Source organism: Pseudomonas sp. Ma2-10, from assembly GCF_054330215.1.
Genome location: NZ_JBTEYL010000004.1, coordinates 141,618 through 158,699 on the forward strand (window position 1 = coordinate 141,618; position 17,082 = coordinate 158,699).

Annotated in this window: 11 protein-coding genes; 6 read left to right on the forward strand and 5 right to left on the reverse strand. The window is 48.9% G+C overall.

The features are described from left to right. Positions 1 to 189: 189 nt before the first annotated feature. A complete protein-coding gene (locus ACXPVS_RS07865) occupies positions 190 to 1,380 on the forward strand; it encodes a benzoate/H(+) symporter BenE family transporter (protein ID WP_458509424.1) in 1,191 nt (396 codons plus the stop codon). A gap of 41 nt (positions 1,381 to 1,421) precedes the next feature. On the opposite strand, the gene ACXPVS_RS07870 is transcribed toward ACXPVS_RS07865, so the two are convergent. Continuing rightward, a complete protein-coding gene (locus ACXPVS_RS07870; protein WP_458509425.1) occupies positions 1,422 to 1,730 on the reverse strand; it encodes a 50S ribosome-binding protein YggL in 309 nt (102 codons plus the stop codon). 68 nt (positions 1,731 to 1,798) lie between these two features. Between ACXPVS_RS07870 and ACXPVS_RS07875 the strand changes: the two genes are divergently transcribed. From ACXPVS_RS07875 to ACXPVS_RS07890, 4 genes are all read left to right on the forward strand, one after another. Then, entirely contained in the window at positions 1,799 to 4,117 is a 2,319-nt protein-coding gene (locus tag ACXPVS_RS07875; RefSeq protein WP_458509426.1) for a hypothetical protein, read from the forward strand. Then, entirely contained in the window at positions 4,110 to 6,224 is a 2,115-nt protein-coding gene (locus tag ACXPVS_RS07880) for a hypothetical protein (RefSeq protein WP_458509427.1), read from the forward strand. Before ACXPVS_RS07875 ends, ACXPVS_RS07880 begins: the two co-directional genes overlap by 8 nt. 82 nt (positions 6,225 to 6,306) lie before the next feature. Then, positions 6,307 to 6,831 carry a hypothetical protein gene (locus ACXPVS_RS07885; RefSeq protein ID WP_458509428.1) on the forward strand — a complete coding sequence of 175 codons (525 nt, stop codon included), beginning with the start codon at positions 6,307 to 6,309 and terminating at the stop codon, positions 6,829 to 6,831. After that, complete coding sequence (locus tag ACXPVS_RS07890) at positions 6,806 to 8,239, forward strand: tyrosine-type recombinase/integrase (RefSeq protein ID WP_458509429.1); 1,434 nt, start codon at positions 6,806 to 6,808, stop codon at positions 8,237 to 8,239. The genes ACXPVS_RS07885 and ACXPVS_RS07890 overlap by 26 nt, the downstream gene beginning before the upstream one ends. A 256-nt stretch (positions 8,240 to 8,495) precedes the next feature. Here ACXPVS_RS07890 and ACXPVS_RS07895 read toward each other — a convergent pair whose 3' ends face one another. Further along, on the reverse strand, positions 8,496 to 9,881 hold the full coding sequence (locus ACXPVS_RS07895; RefSeq protein WP_458509430.1) for a DEAD/DEAH box helicase: 1,386 nt from the start codon (positions 9,879 to 9,881) through the stop codon (positions 8,496 to 8,498). Further along, the gene (locus ACXPVS_RS07900) at positions 9,878 to 10,459 is read right to left on the reverse strand and encodes a hypothetical protein (RefSeq protein ID WP_458509431.1); all 582 of its coding nucleotides are present in this window, start codon (positions 10,457 to 10,459) and stop codon (positions 9,878 to 9,880) included. The genes ACXPVS_RS07895 and ACXPVS_RS07900 overlap by 4 nt, the downstream gene beginning before the upstream one ends. A gap of 110 nt (positions 10,460 to 10,569) precedes the next feature. Between ACXPVS_RS07900 and ACXPVS_RS07905 the strand changes: the two genes are divergently transcribed. After that, the gene (locus ACXPVS_RS07905; protein WP_458509432.1) at positions 10,570 to 10,830 is read left to right on the forward strand and encodes a helix-turn-helix domain-containing protein; all 261 of its coding nucleotides are present in this window, start codon (positions 10,570 to 10,572) and stop codon (positions 10,828 to 10,830) included. Positions 10,831 to 12,008: 1,178 nt separating this feature from the next. Here the strand turns inward: ACXPVS_RS07905 and ACXPVS_RS07910 are convergent. Then, positions 12,009 to 14,909 carry an AAA family ATPase gene (locus ACXPVS_RS07910; RefSeq protein ID WP_458509433.1) on the reverse strand — a complete coding sequence of 967 codons (2,901 nt, stop codon included), beginning with the start codon at positions 14,907 to 14,909 and terminating at the stop codon, positions 12,009 to 12,011. Positions 14,910 to 16,116: 1,207 nt separating this feature from the next. Next, positions 16,117 to 17,079: a GlxA family transcriptional regulator gene (locus ACXPVS_RS07915; RefSeq protein ID WP_458509434.1), complete on the reverse strand. Its 963-nt coding sequence runs from the start codon at positions 17,077 to 17,079 to the stop codon at positions 16,117 to 16,119. Between the last annotated feature and the right edge of the window lie 3 nt (positions 17,080 to 17,082).

Below are 17,082 nucleotides of genomic sequence, written 5' to 3' on the forward strand. Positions count from 1 at the left end.
CGCTGGCAAGTATCGCGTAAAAAACACTGCGATTGTACACAATGAAAGGTGGCAACACGACTGTACGGCTGTTTGTCACCTCCGCTGTATTACAACGACGGGTTACTTTTGAGTTTAGGCTTGAACGCAGAACCCATTGGAAGACTTCACTTCGCAACCTCTTCCTACGTAAAAAGGAACACCGCTGTCATGAACGACGTCACGCACCCGCAACTCCGCCCTTTTGCCGATACGTCGCCTTCTGCGATCGTCGCCGGTTTCATCGCAATGATGACCGGTTACACCAGCTCACTGGTCCTGATGTTCCAGGCCGGGCAAGCGGCGGGTCTGACCAGCGGGCAGATTTCGTCGTGGATCTGGGCGATTTCGATTGGCATGGCGGTGTGCTCGATTGGCCTGTCACTGCGTTATCGCACGCCGATCACTATTGCCTGGTCGACCCCCGGGGCGGCGTTGCTGATCACCAGTCTGGGCGGCGTGACCTACGGCGAAGCCATTGGCGCCTACATTACCTGCGCGGCACTGGTGACGATTTGTGGTTTGACCGGAAGCTTCGAGCGGCTGGTGAAAAAGATTCCGGCGTCACTGGCCGCGGCGCTGTTGGCGGGGATTCTGTTCAAAATCGGTAGCGAAATCTTCGTCGCCGCACAGCATCGAACGGCGCTGGTAGTGGGCATGTTCGTCACATATCTGGTGGTCAAACGCCTGTCGCCGCGTTTTGCCGTGCTGGCCGCACTGTTAATCGGCACGGCGCTTTCCGGGTTCATGGGCTTGTTGGACTTCAGCGGTTTTCATCTGGAAGTGGCGACGCCGGTCTGGACCACGCCACACTTCTCCCTGGCCGCGACCATCAGCATCGGCATTCCGCTGTTTGTCGTGGCAATGACCTCGCAGAACATGCCAGGCATCGCCGTGTTGCGCGCCGACGGATACACCGTGCCGGCTTCGCCGCTGATCACCACCACCGGCATCGCTTCGTTGCTGCTGGCGCCGTTCGGTTCCCACGGGATCAACCTGGCAGCCATCAGCGCGGCAATTTGCACCGGACCGCATGCCCATGAGGATCGCAACAAGCGCTACACAGCGGCTGTTTGGTGCGGGATTTTCTACGGGATTGCGGGGGTGTTCGGCGCAACACTGGCGGCGCTGTTTGCCGCGCTACCGAAGGAGTTGGTGCTGTCGATTGCGGCACTGGCGTTGTTCGGTTCGATCATCAATGGCTTGAGTATCGCCATGAGCGAAGTGAAGGAACGTGAGGCAGCACTGATTACCTTTATGGTCACGGCGTCGGGACTGACGCTGTTTTCCATCGGGTCGGCGTTCTGGGGGATTGTGGCGGGGGTGTTGACGTTAGTGATTCTGAATTGGCGTAAAGCCTGAAACAAAAAACGGCGACCCTGGGGTCGCCGTTTTTTAGAACATCAAGCTACCGGATTGATCGGCTTTTCCGGGTACCAGACGTCGATCAGCGGGCTGACAGTCGCTTCGGTCAATTCGCTGCGGCCTTTGAGCCAGGCTTCAACAGCGGCACGCTGCTCTTCGGACACCGAGCCACGCTTCTGCAGGCAAACCAGACCGAAGTCGTCGCCGCCAACATAGCCCAGACCGTTGGCTTCCATGGCTTCTTTCAGGAACGCGTCGAGGAAAGCATCAATGGCTTCATCAGCCAAATCTTCCTTGAAATCCAGGTTCAGTTCGAAACCCAGCTCTTGAATTTGACTAATATGCATGTTCTACCATTCTGGTACTAGCCCATGACGCACGCAGCTCAGCTTAGTAACAGAAGGTGTCTACCAAAATGGCAATCATCAAAAAATTAGGATACCTACGGCACTATCCGTTTCGGACCTTTAGCCCCGCAGCCCAGCACACATTGCTACGAGAGGTGTATCCAAAAGAATCACAGCATGAGCGCGGAGCAATGATCAATTCTTTGCTAGCCATGGACTGTTACTGCGATCTCACTGAACAAAGTATTAATTCAGACACGCTGAGCACACCGAAGCTAAAAAAAATATTTGAAGGCTTCTGCGGCGCCCTAGCCGCCGAAGACCTACTTCCCGGCTCGCAGCGCCGACGAGAAATGGTTTGCCGAAACGTTGCCAAGATTGTCAATGACGCCTCTACGGCAGACCCAACCATCATCCCTATAAATTGGGAACCTCATTCCGGGTTCCACTACGCCACTATGTGGGACGAAAGAAAAAAATTTCTATCGCCGGAAAAAATAGAGTACTGGACAGGATGGAGAATTGAAGCGCGCCATGGGTGCAACGCTTTTTTACCACTGGCAAATCTCTGGAACACTCACGGAAGAAATTTCACCAACCAATATTTTGAAACAATGCGAACGAACTTCGAAAAAGAATGCACAGTACCATTTTCTTTATTTAACAAAATGACAGATTTTCTCACTAACAACCACAATTCGTGGCCACCCTCGACATTCCACTCACCCGAAAATATATATCTTTTCTTTGTAGAGCTGATAAAAAATGAGTTCGATGGTGCTGCCACCACAGACAGCAATCTCCCAATAAGAATGAAATCTTGGAATAAATTTATTTCAAGAATAGAAACATACTTCATAGCAACTGGAGTTTGGGCACAGCCAGTTATAGAGCTCCCTCGCACCGACGCAAAAAAAATCCATGGAAATTCAACCCACGTTCGAGAGACTGAAAACGGCATCCTAGTTAGAGAAAAGCTGATGACCGACATCCCTATAGAAATAAGTCACAGCCAAGCAATCGAGTTGCTATTTTTCGAAATCAAACAAGATATTCAAACACTACGAGGATGGGCGGAAGCTAAGATAGCCAACGTAATGACTGCTTTAGAAAATAGAAAAGCGTTAGCCAAGAACGGCACAAGCCTTCACAACGAAAAACAAGTACAAGCCAAGTCCGTAACATTAGAAAATATATGTGCCACCTTTGATGAAATCAGCTATGACATTGATCTCCCAGTTTTAACTAGAAAATACAATCTAAACTTTGGGACAGATTACTCCGCAACCAAAATGGCGGAACTTCTAGCAATTCCTTCAACATCGACTTTTTTTCCCTTTCAGTGCCTTTTAATTCTCGAACATCCGATCATAACAAATAGCTTCCTTACAGACTACAAGCTATACGATAAATTTGGGAGCATGACAGGCTTCTTTGTAGAAGATAATGCATACCTCTTGATGACTGAAGATGAAATCCGCCACTTGTCCGGCAACAAGAGACGAAAAGGGCCAAGAAAATCACGCCAAAAATTCGAGCTATCTCCGAAGGCGGCCCTAACAATAAAAAACTTAATTTCGCTAACTGAGGCCCCTCGAATATATTTAAAATCACGCGACGACGAAAACTGGAAAAATTTATTTATAGGAAGCAAAGTCGCCGCATCACTGCCAACTAAAGCACCAGTTGTAAAGTGGAACCAGTCGAAACTCACACGTGAAAAAATACACACACTTCGCACGGAGTTTGAGCCACATACTAAAAAAAGAGATTCGATCCTTGATAATCACATATATCGAATTTCGCCATCAACCATTCGCGCATCACGTGGACTAGAAGTATACATCGATAGCGGGAAAACTTCGGCCATGTCGACAGCACTTGGACATGAAACTGAAGACAGTATGCTGCTTACGCACTACCTTCCAGAACCCATCCTCGCTTATATCGAAAGTCGAGGCATCAGGACCCTGCAAAAAATAATCATATGTCACGCACTCAAAGACAGTCCATATCTTTTAGAAGCATCCAACTTGGAAGACACAACCTCGCTTAAAAACTTCTTCATCAATCACGGCCACACCAATACAGACTCATACCTTACCGACCCATATAATTATAGCGCGGCCGATGCAGAATCTTTAACTAGTGAATTACTAGTTAGAATTGGAGAAAAAGCACTTACAACGCTGATCTCTCTTAACCTTGCCGTACAACAGGCGCCTACGGAACGCCCAATCTCCGAACACGCTCTGTATTGGTCTCGAATATCGGAACTGGTGGTCTCCGAAATTGAGCTAAGCCATGACCCACTGTTGAAACAACATCTCGCGACGGCAAGGATAGCGGCAAATCCAAATCGAATGGAGAGTTTGATCTATGAATAACTCTAACACTCCGGAGTTTCTCTCAAGACTCGACGACAATCCGGCACACTACTTTCGAAAAGCATGGTGGCTTTTGTCACCATTTGACTCCCCAGTTTGGACCATTTCCCTCAAACACGAAAACCCTCAAGAAATTAACTGGCGAATAAGCCTTGATGATGAAAGCATCCTGACCACACCTAAAAACCGTCGACTGGAGACAGCTTTAAAAACATTTATAATAGTTGCCTCTGCTGGGGGAAGTCGAAACCCTACATCATCAGTCGCAACTCAAAATCGCAACCTCAGAAGCGCCCTTCATATAGTTGACTACTTCTTTATAAACTCAAAAAAATTGGAGCTTGCGACATGCGGTCTATCCGGACTTAGTGAATCCGAGCTAAAAGGAATGCTTCATCAGTTAGGAAACAGCCAAAACATAAGCCAGTCCGTGTATTCTTATAACCAACGATTAGTTGAATTAGGAGTAAATCTAATTTCAAACATACCACCAAACACCATAAAAAAATTGCTCAATGACAACCCCAGCATCAGTGAAATAAGCAGCAACGACATCGACCTTAACGAACTTGATATCCCAGTTTGTAAAATCCCACTACTTAGGGCGGCATTTCTACACAGTGGACTTTACCATAAAGACGAACTAAACGGCTTCCACTTAAACAGTGCAAAAATCGCATCTATTTTATACAAAAACACTTTGCGAGGTGAGAGTTCGAAACCTCGGATTAATATCCTTTCCTTCTACCCAATGGAACCTGCATGCCGCCGTGAATTCATCGGTGTTCCAACACGTTCTGACGCAACCCCAGGCCTGACAGAAAGCAGTTATAACTACTTCCGCGCAACCCTAAACTCCATGCGTTTTCTACATTTCGCAAAGGAAGACGCCCCTTCGCTTCAGGTTCTTGATGATGTAGCAAAGTTTACAATTGACCTGAAGGAATGCAATAGATTTCGTAGCGTGCCATCGGATGTAATATTCGCACAATTTAGAGACTGTGTTGAATTTCACTTTGACTATGGAAGAAAAATTATCAATGGATTTTGTCGGTTAGTAGCGTACTGCACCAGGATGAATATCACACTTTTGGAGCTTAGCAACCTCAAAGTGCAACAGATAATAGGTCCTGAACTAGTAAAGATCGGCGTAAAAAAACTTGGTATAACTTGTCCAAACTCCAGCAAAACAGATAGCGGGCACGGACTATCCGGCGGAAGGCGAAATAAAAAATTTTACTCTGATCTCAGAAACAACGAAGGCCTTCTCAATTTACTCGAGGTCTATATTGGCTGCGTGCAATTCGTAACCGGAGCGCTGACTGCTCGACGCGCCGATGAGTTGGTTAACCTGCAAGTGCTGAGTTGTATTGATGTAACTCGCGAATGGCTCATATTCAAAGTTGGGAAGACCTCAAAGTCGCTTTTTGGCATCCGAGATACACAGGCAAGGCCTATTGATAAATTAGCAGTGAGCATGATTAGAGAGTTGCAGAGAATGCAGCGTATCCTTAAGAGGTATGGTTTTATTAATGAATATACATCTTTGTTCTCACTCCCTCATCCCAGGCGCTCTTTAGGCCTCGTGAATGCATCCCATCACACCTTCAACAAGGCAATGGATAGTGTCGCTGATTATTTCCAGGCTCCATTGGACTCCCAAAACCGCCGTTACTATCTTCGCCAGCATCAACTGCGTCGTTTTTTTGCACTTTTTTTCTTTCATACATTTGGTCTAGGTGGCATCAACTCTTTACGCTGGATGTTGGCGCACTCCGATATTGAGCACGCTTGGCATTATATTACCGACACGATCGATGGAGCCTCATTACGCGGTGCGAAATCGCAGTATGTACTCGAACAACTGAATCACGGTCACTTTGAAAATTACCAGTCTCTTGTGGGAATCCTTAAAGAACGATACGGAACGGAAGATATAACTTTGATTGATGAGGTCGAGGCCGACCGATACATCCAAAGACTATTAGAGGACGGGGACATCACTATCGAGCCTACTTTCTTTAGTGACGAAACTGGGCAAAAAATGATGATTATTGTGAAAGTAATTAACCCACAATTAAAACGTGAAGACTATGCGCCCATATAAAAACAAAACACACCAGATTGCCACCTCGATCCAGTCCATGATCAAACTTCTTAGGTGCATTCTAACTCACCCTGAACAGTTCGTGGAAGACAAACAAGTGCGTTTAGCGCTGAAAAGCCAAGGTGCCTTATCATCCCTAACATATACCGCCAACTTCGAGTCAGAAAGTATCGCCATAACACCTGTAAGCCTAACGACCCTAAAAAGCAAGGTATATAGTATAACCGGCGACATTAGCTTTGACTTACTAGACAAAATGCGGCTAGAAGCACTATCAAAATTACAACGTAGTGAAGCATTCGGCAGCCAGAAGAATAGACGCTCGAAGCAATTTATTACGGAAAAAATCAAACAACTCGAAACTGATTTGAACACCTTAAGAGAAAGCAATTTTCACATGCTACAAGCCTTATTATTTGCTATGAATGCGATCGACAGCGTAGGCCAAGCAGAAACCAATTCTTTACGAACAAAAAGAACAAAGGACGCCAAAGAAACCATGCAAAAAATTCTAACGTTGAATACATACCCTTTTGATAGCTTGAACCAAAATTCGTTCCTCACATCGGGAAAATCAGTCAATGACGAAAATAAAGCTAGCAGGTGAAATACAACTTTATACCAACCTACCAAACCTCAAATTATACAGCCACCATTTAGACGACAAAATACAACTAAAAGACGGCACAAACTTACCTTTTTTGGTTTGGCCTGATGGGACCCCCTGCATAGCGGCCAATCTATATATGTTAATTCTTCGCGACAATCCCGGTCGATCCGGAGCACCACTGTCACGGCGAGGAGCTAAAGGTGGAACTATTGGAGACTACGCTGGAAAAATCAGCCAACTCATAAGATTCTGCTATAGAGAACACCTCGACTTCTTAGATCTAACCGACATCGACTTTTCAAATTTTATTTCTGAACTCAGAAAACAACGCTTCGAATGCAATCAAATTCAACGACAAAAAAATGAAAGCACGCTTATCAAAACCGGTCAGACCTGCCTAAAGTTTCTCCAGTTTATTGGAAATTTAGCAGGCCGCCAGGACTTTGTATCAACAACCGGCACAATAAAAATCTCAAACCGAGAATACTTTATTCGACATGGGCATAGAGAAACAATTAAGCTAACAACAATGCACCATCACACTTTTTCGGAAGGAGTAAGTGGGGATCCTCGCAACCCAATAAGCAAAGCCAATATTAGCAAGCTACGCCAGGCCATTGACGACTTACCTAACTCTCGGTTTATAAATCAAAGGCGGCACCTCCACCTATCTTTTCTTGAGCATGCCGGACCACGCCGCGGTGAACTTTCAGCTCTTACTGTGAGCGCAATAGATAAAGCGTCAAAAATGTCGAAACCAATGCTAGATTTTATAACCTTAAAGCAGGGCACCTTAAAAGTTCGACAAGTTCCAGTCACTCATATGCTGCTGAGCCAAGCTAGAAAATTTATTAAAACCCAGCGAGCGGAAGTTATCAAAAAATATACCAAATCGGGAAAGCTCGATCATGACCAGCTTTTCGTTTCATTCAGCACTGGAAAGCCGTTGGCAGACACAGCAATAACCAATGAAATCCATATTCTTAGAAAGGCAGCAAGTATCGAAGAGCAGGCTTGCGCTCACATGTTCCGACATGCATTCTGCACAAATCTATTTATAACCCTTTTCCAGCAACATAGTTTTAGTAGCAGCAAAGAATTTGAAATCCGACTACTCACAGATCACTTTTTTTTCTCAGATGTTCGACAGTGGACCGGGCACAAAACTCTCGAAGGTCTACTACCTTACATTCACAGGGCTTACAGCAGAATTAACAAAATCAACAAAACCATTAGCGTGGCACGCTTACTCAGCGCACAAGACCAATTCGACACCGGTCTAACTTTACTCTGCCAGGACTTACTTAAAGGCTTAGCCCCAAGAAAGTTTGTCTCAGAAATTGAGGAACTAACTCGCCTCCGCAATGAAGACTACCGCTGCATTGAGCGAACGAATGATGAATAAAGAATTATAATTCTAGCAATTGCACAGCCAGCGCACTTTATGGTCCGTAACGAGACGCTGATCGATTCGCTACTGCTCATCTTAGGAGCGACGCAAGGCTGATTAATCGGGCTAGGACGTTGGACTATGCTTATCAAGTGCTACGCCAGCTGCTCGACTCAGCATGTACCACACATCCGCATCCAGACGCTGGATGCTAGTAAAAAAGAACTCTCAGAAATTTGCTAAACCGCAATTATGTTGCCCCTTACAGACATCAGAAAACGGCCAATAGCTGCTGACGGTAGTCTTTCGAAAAGCTAATTTGATACGACGTTACAGCAGCGGAGTCGCTCGTGGATAAAAAACCTCTCGCAGAAGTGGCAGACATTACATTGAATTTTCCTTCCGACTCATCCTGCATAGACGCAACCGCATCTTCCGTAGCAGCCCATACAATTGGCTCCCCCCTCCCCACAGCGGAAAGGATGGCCAGATCATCAGGCAAATCTTCGCCAATCCGATGAGAGAATTGCGTTAACGTTGGCTCCGCCAATACAAATAACCAAGCTCGGTCATCAATCTCACCCACTCGTCGAAGAATTCTGCCTAAGACTTGGCGGTAGTGCAATTCGGTACGAATTCGACTGAGATAACAGCAGACCTGCAACCGAGGAATATCGGTTCCCTCGCTGATCATTCCGACAGCTACAATCCATCGACAGTCACTATTTTTGAAGTCGTTGATCACTTGCTGCGCATCAGGTGTTTTAGTGGTGACAATCTGAAAGGTTTCGCCCTTACTCTCTAGTACCAAAGCAACTTGGTGAGCATGCTGAATACTCGTAGCCACTACGAGACCAGCTGCATCTGGCTTCAGATTTTGCACTTCATCCAGCTTTTTTCTCCCCAAGTCGAGCAACTGATTGATTGCTGACTCATGACAAAGTAGATCCTCGTATGAAACGGGGGATTCACGGAGAAGCTTTTCGATGTTTGGAAACAGTCTAATGATGCTGCTACTGGCAACCTCTTCCGTGAGCCTCAACATCTGGTTATCAAGCAGAATGATGCGAGGAGATCGGCACACACCATCAGCAATAGCGTCTTTCAGCCCGTACCGATAATCACAGATCAAACGCCCTTCCGGATTAGAGTACCGGGCTAAGGCAATGGTCTTGTCATCAGAACGCCATGGCGTGCCTGATAAAGCCAGGGTAAACGCTGCACGATCTTGCATTCTCTGAAGAATCTGTTGGCCCCAGGCATTGCTCAAAAGCGGATCGTAGCCAGAGCAGTGATGGATCTCGTCAAACACTGCAAAAACACGATAGTCATCGAAAAGCCTCCAAAACTCTTCGTTTTGAAATTCCATCGCCTGATAGGTGCTTGCGGAACCTATGGCACCAATAAGGCCATCCAAACGCTTTCCAATCACTGCTGAGAATGTTGAACGGAAACCATCTACAACCTGGCATGACGGCGCAAAACAGAGCACCAGATCAATCTTGTCCTGCTCGAGCAGAGACTTGGCCAACTCTGCAGCCATACGTGTCTTTCCAGCACCCGGTGTCGCCTGACAGAAGAAGTGCCGCGTAGTGTTGTAGTGCTTCAGTGCAGTCTCTATGCACTGACTCTGCCATTTTCTCGGTTTCGCTCTCATCGGGTAGACGTAACTGTTTTGAGTGTCTTCTCGACTGCTCGGAGATGACCAAGAAGGCGAGAGCTTCGATCCCTTGCTTCTAAATATTCACTTTCCATTTGATCTTTGAGATGCGGCATTTCCTCAAGGAGCTGTTTGTAACGCTCCGCTTCTCCCATCGACGAGAGAAAATCGAGTCGAATTTCTTTCAGTATTGACTTCAAATGCTCAGTCACATCTACCCCTGGCGGCTCTATATCAAGGCTCTGAGTGGGTACTTGCACCTGCGTGCTCATAGGTTTTACTCTTCTTTCAAACCCATTATCGATAGCTTTCAACTGCAAATTCTCAGGAATGGGTTGCAGGTGGTAGACCTGGTCGCGCTTGAGACGCTTCTTGTCCTGAATGACCCATCCAACACGCAGCATGCGCTGCACCTGCTCATACACGTATCTTCGCAAATCGCTACTACTGAAGGTCATCCCCACCAAGCGCTTAGCGTAGGCATCACGTACTGCCCGGATCGTAAACTGGTGCTGTTCACCCTGCTGAAACAGATCGTAGAGCCGGCTGTCGACGATGAATAAATCCGATTTCATGCAGGCACCTAGTGGGAAATTCGCGGACAACCAAAAATACGGATTATAATCCGTGGTTGATGTATCCGTAAACACAGGATAGTGCCGCCTCAGTGGGAACCGAGGCGATTATGGATCTGCTTGCAAAGGCATTGGGCGAAAAAATACGACTACAAAGAAAGTCAAAAGGACTAGCTCAAGATGCCCTGGCACTTTCCTGCAAAGTCGATCGAAGCTATATGGGGCGCATTGAGCGTGGCGAGGTGAACATCACCGTGGAGAAGCTGTACCGTATAGCAAGCGCACTGGAATGCGAGCCCCAGAGCCTCCTACCAGAAACGCGTCAACTTCACGAGTTGACATCCGATGATGCAGACATTAAATACACGTGAAGCCAGTAATTCCGGTGGTGGTGTCCGTTCAGTAAGGCGCTACCGTAATAACCTCATGAGGATTCCCGGGGCTCCCCAAGGCATTCTCGAACTTTTCATAAGCAAAAATCCCCGCACGCAGCCCCTCACGCAGATCGCTCATTACATAAGTAGCTATTCGCGAGCGCATGGCCTGGTCGAAATGGATGATACGCAGCAGTGCATTCGCCCATTGATGATCAGCGTTGGCCCGACACGCAAACATGCGTACGCCAATTGAAATCGCTGTGCACCACACTGCACGTTCGGGTTCAAGACAGAAATGGAGTCAGAGAGGGGGGAGGCGTCTTTAATGACCACAGGGCAACGCCGCTCGCTCCCCTTCTGTCCAGCAATGCTGCAGAAATACACAGGCCTGACAGCAGGTCCTGCTGTCGATGGCTTGGATGAGACACTGACGTTTGCGACGGTCCTGAACGATTTGGTGCGCGCAATGATGGCGCTGAGTGTCCACGAAAAACGCCGGAGGGTCGACCGTGCGAACGCTGATGGCGGATTGCATTGCAGCGTCAGCCCCGCATTCGGCCCAGCTATGGAATCGGCATCCTTGGACGGGGGCTCCGCTAGGAGAAAATGCGTCGCGCTGCCTGTGGCAACGAGCCATTCGTCCGCCTCCGTCAGTTCGCCGACCAGCGCCTTCTCTAACCCGTCGCTGCGGAAACCGGGAAACGCCGAAAGATTGGCTGAGGAGAGCACGCCGCCTAGTTCCGCCCCGCATGCCGCAATCAGCGCGCCACCACGCGCATGTATTTCATCCAGGTGCGGGTCCAGCGTTTCGGCTTGGGGTGCGGTGAGAGGCGCTACCTACTTATTCCAAACTCTCCCTCGAATCCCGGAATTCCAAAAGCCGAGGCGCCCATCAATTGCGCGAATCGGGTGCAGGTAAACCAAACCACAGTAGTTGCAACGCTTAGCCCCTCCGTGAGCCGTGATTTCACCGCGAACCGCCTCTGGAAATTCACTTTGAAGTCTTTCCGCTACAATCACCTGGCGATCAGACTGACCGCCACTGCATTTGTCAGGGCAATACCCTGGCGGATAAAAATTTGCCATGCTTTTTCCTTTGCTTTCACTTCCGTAGGAGCAGTAGCTCTTAACTACGTGTCCACCGGTTCTCGGATAGACCAATGTATAGGGAGCTACCCGAGCTCGCCCTGCCCGGCGGCGGTAGGCACTTCAAACTCCACATTCGCGGCATCTAAAGCAGTATCCTGCGGCTGATTGGCTACAATGCATTGCTCGATGTACAGCAACTCCTGAGTGACCTCCGCCGCAAGGTCTTTTAGCTCCTGCAGTAGTCGGACATGTTGCTGTTGTACTTCAGTCGGGGCACCACCGAGCCTCGTAATTTTTCGAGTTCCACGCTCTATGCGTTGATTCAGTTCGATGAGAAGCTTCTCACCAGTGGCCTTCTTCGCATCAGGGAAAAGCTGGCACTGGAGCAATCGGAGCGCGTCGTAGATCTTGACGACCTCTTTGCTGGTTTTTGAATGGACGAAGTTCAGGCTGCCCTCGTCAAACGCATGATGCTCCTGATTCTGCCCGCGCCAATTCACCAAATCGCTTTTGACCAAGCCGAAGTGAGTAAGGTCGTAGGAGATACGCTGCTCGACAAGTCTGAAGGTCTCTTCGAGGCTGAGCTGCAGATACATATTCTGCTTGAGCTGTGACTTTCCAAATCTCGCAGTTACAGACAAACCGCTTTCCACGCAATACTCCAGCACCATCGATTCAAACCAAATGCGGCAGTACACCAAGGCTTGCCTGATATCGAACACAGCTAGTGCCCGGTAGACTTTTTCCTGAAAGCCACCAGCATGATCTACCAGGACTATGCCCTTATTTGTGTAACTCATTACGCTACTGGAGTGTTGATCTGCCTGCCGGTGTCGTTCAGCGACGATGCAGAAACGCTCCCAGAAAAGACGATCATGCGTCGTCACGACCATCTGAGTACGGCGTAGGTAGGGGTCTGAAAAGATCAGGTCGATGATGTTTGACCTGTGGTCGCTATCGATGGCATTTACCACATCGTCGAAAACAATCAGCGGAAATTTGTTCTTCTCGGCCACAGCCAAAAGAAGCGAAAGGCCGAGCGCTCGCAAATGGCCTTCGCTCAGAACCGAGAAGGCGTCAATTGAAGTCCCGTCACTGTTGGATATCTTTATCCGGTAGCTTTCGCTGGCCTTTTCAAAGCAAAGAGCATCTATGCGTTCATGCTCGTCATCGTGATTGTTGATCGCTTTGTAGTACTCAGCAGCTTTCGCCTCGATGCCTGAGAGACGGGCTCTCTCAAGGGACAGCTTGTAGCTGATCAGATCGTGATGTAGGTTTCCATACTCAACCTGAAGTGCCTGAATGAATGAGTTGAAACGCACATTGTCCGCATTACTGGCAATAAGCTCAGCTCGTTGGCGGGCGATATCTGCCATTTGAGCTCCTGTCGGAGCTAAGTCTCGTTGCGCTACTTTCTTTTCATCGAAAAGCACTCGAAGTGACTCCTCGGTTTGCTTGATCGCTTTGACATCGGCATCGAGCTTAGCCACCACAGCATCAGCTTGGGAGACTTCGATGAACTTACGGTCGCACGCACTGACATACCGTCCTAGCTTCTCGTCGCTGCCTGCCACGAGTTGATTGAACGACTCCAAAACCAGCAACGCAGCATCCGTCCTCGCGGTTGAATTTTGAAAAGTAGCAGTGGCAGCTCGTAGCACTTCAAGAGAGAGCGTGCACGGCACCCCTTGACTGGTATTGAAATCCACTCCGAGCACGCCAGCCGAAATCCTGTTGGCCTGTTGGACGATACGATCCTGATTCTGTCGATCAGCCTCTTGCAGCCTCGTTAGATCGTTGAGGGCCTGGAGCTCTCGTCGAGCCTTTTCGAATGGATTCTCGGTAACGCTACGCAATGGCGTCGCGCAGGCGGGGCAGGTATCTCTAGCATCAGCGCTTTCTATTGCCTGTATGGCCTCGAACACCGCCCTGTAGTTCAGTGCTGAGGCGTTCCGAAGTAGTGCCGATTCGATTTTGGCTTTGCGTTTAAGCAAGCGTGTTGAAACGGATGCCATGCGGGCCAACTGCTTCAAAGAAAACTGGACGGGTGACTCCGAATTCTTGAGCCTCTCGGCTGCTTTGACCTTCAGTTCCCTAAGTATTTCAAAGCGCGCAAATCTAGCCTTAACGACGTGATGGTGTTCGAGTGCCAAGCCAAGTGCTTGGCACACTCTAGAGTTGAGCGCGTCGATTGTCTCGAAGAGCGCCCGGCGCTTCTCGATAAGTTCGCCCCGTCGCTGCTTCAATGCGGCCATAGCCACCGTATCGTCGGGTTGCAGGTATGTATTTAAATTGAAGCTTTCAGGTCTGACGAATCGAGAGATGACCTCCTGAAACTCTTCCAGTCCGAACAGGGTGGCAAGGACATCACCTTCTGCGCTGCCGGTATCCTTGGAGCCCAGTAAGGAAAATTCCTGTAGGCGATTGCGATCAATGAAGCAGCTCGACCAGGTGATGCTTTTTACGACACTCGCCTTGTTCGTGCCTGTCAGAATCAGGGTGGCTTTGGATGCGCCTCGCGCAATGTATATACGTATCTTCGTCTTGCGACGATCCGCCTCTTTGATATGGCCCGTTGTGCCGTACTCCAGCGCTTCGCACAGGGACGACTTACCACCGCCATTCGGGGCGTAGAAGATATTTTTGCTCTTACTAAATCGCAGCAGCGTCCCTTTGTCATCGTGCCCAAGGTCGCCAAACCCCCTGAAATTTTTGACCTGCAAGCTTGCTAATGGCGTAAGGCCCGAAGGCGCAACCCAATCCAATTCGGGCTTTGCATCAAGAATGGTCTTTATCCGACGGGCGAGTTTCTGATAGTCGGTAGCAAGCAAGCGCTCGGACGCTGCACTCAGGTGCGATTTGATATGGTCTGAAAACCGGCCCCTGGAGCCATTGACTTTATAGATGCACCACAGCAAAGCCAGATAGGCATCCGGTTTATCGTCAATATGTTCCCTGGCGAAGCTCAACAGGTACTGGCTCATCCATGTTCCTCCTTGATGACAACATCGAGCCTACTTGGTCTGACTTCGTAACGCCATCTCATCACAAGGTACCTGTAGAGTGTCCGCTGTGTGACAACGCCTAGGCGTTCAGCAGACAGTGAAACGGAATCACCAGAATATAAAACGTGAAGGTTGAAACGAGGGAATCAGGGGCTGGAATTGGCAGCTAGGGAGCTGCAACACGACCCGCAACGTTGGTGATAGCTAGGACTCTCGCTGCTGGCATTCCCTGATCAAAATTGACTGATTATTGATTAAAATGCGCAGCGTCCTTTGGCGAGCGTCCAGCATGTATCCGACCGGCGACGTAAACCGGCCATGCGTTTTCACTACGATTGGAATTCTTTTCATTAAGAATGGAACCAGCCAACCATGGCCAACCGTGTCGCGAAAACCTTAAACGCCAACATGGGCGCCGTTTGTGAAAGGTTTTATGTCATGAAATCGGGCCGTTGCTAGAAGAATTTCCGCGGTGCGGCGCTGAACAGCCGCACTCCGAAGCACACCTCCTGCTTGGCAATACTCTTGGCTCCCGAGCTAGTATCGCTAAAACATCGAGCGACCTCGGCGAGGCTGCCGATTCCGGCGCTGCGCACAACGCATTCGATACTCCTGAAGGTTTCCATAGGCGCCACTATAAACTTTTGGTTTAGACGGCCTATTGTATTTACTGCCTACCTTCCCTTCGGCGAGCATTAGAAAATAAAAGGGAGTCTTTAGATTTTAAAAATGGGGACTGTCACAAACTGGTGACTATTGCGGATGGGCTCTCGCAACGAGCGATGCTGCATGCGCCCTATTTTGGTAAGCGTCCGGCCAACTCGTCTTGCGTCATATTAGGTACCTAGGTTTAACCTCTGCCGTAACCATTTTCATCAGGTTTTGACTCCAGGAGCTATTGCCTGATTCGGCATAGTACTGAACAAAATTTCATCTCAAAAAAAACCGTCCTGTCGACGCCGATGCCGATGCCGAATTGACCCGGTTGCTGAGCTGTCACTGACCTGGCCTAGCTCCTCACGAACCGTTGCCTGTGCTGGATCTGTACCGTCTTCAAGGTGGGTAAATCTTGCGTTGGCACTTGAGTCAGTTCTGCATCGGCGTTTCGAGTCTTAAGCCCAAACCTCGCTTTAACTTCATGCCTAAACGTGGACCTACTGCGGTGAGAGCGAAATGCATGCTAGCGTCAGCCTGCTATCGCAAGCATGCTTACCCCCACATGGTCGCGCGGGTGTACGCCGAAGTACTGGCGATAACAGCGAATAAAATGTTGTACCGATACAAACCCGCATTCGCTAGCGACATTAGGCATAACCCCTCTACCGGCCTGCAATAGGTCACGCGCGTGTTGCAGGCGCAAATCCAGGTAGCGCCGCGAGGGAGAACATCCTAAATATTGCTTGAACAGCCGCTCCAGATGTCGGCGGGAAACACCCATGGTTTCCGCAAGCTCGTCGATGCTTAACATGCGATTCAGGTGTTCGCCCATTAACGCCAGCGTTGCCTGCAATTTGGCCGGAGCATTATGCGTCGATTGCAAGGGTTTCGCTTGACGGGCAGCGTGCTTGTCCATATGCAGAATCAAACCACGACCGTGAGTATGGGCAAGCAGCTCATGCATCAAACCTTGTACTGCTTGGGGTCCAACGCAAGTCAAACGCTGGCGGTCGACACAGAACGGCGCTGCGACTGGAATCAGATCTTTGAATGCACCTAACGTCAGCGATGGATCGGGTTCAGGCAAACTGCACCGATAACCGTCCAGCGCACCTATTTGCGCCAAGACCCAACCGGCCTTGCCCAGTGAACCGAGCCTGATAGGCTGCATGGCCCAGTAGCGCAACTGGCTTCGTAGGCCAGGAACGTCCATTCGATTGTGTAGGTTCTCGCCCCCACAAAGGATTAACACATCCAGTGACTGGGCCTGGTCCAGTCGCGAAGTGGCAGTAACAATGCCGTTGCTGGCATAAAGAGGCTGGCCCTCTGAGCTAAGAATTTGCCAATGACAAACGCCTGGACCAGCAACTTGGTTTGCTAGGCGCAACGGCTCCAGTGCATTGGCCAATGTAAAAAAATCAAATCCTTCCACCAACCAAAAGCCAATGCGTAGAGTCTGTGGTTGTGGATGGCGAGAATTGGTGAGTCGCATGCT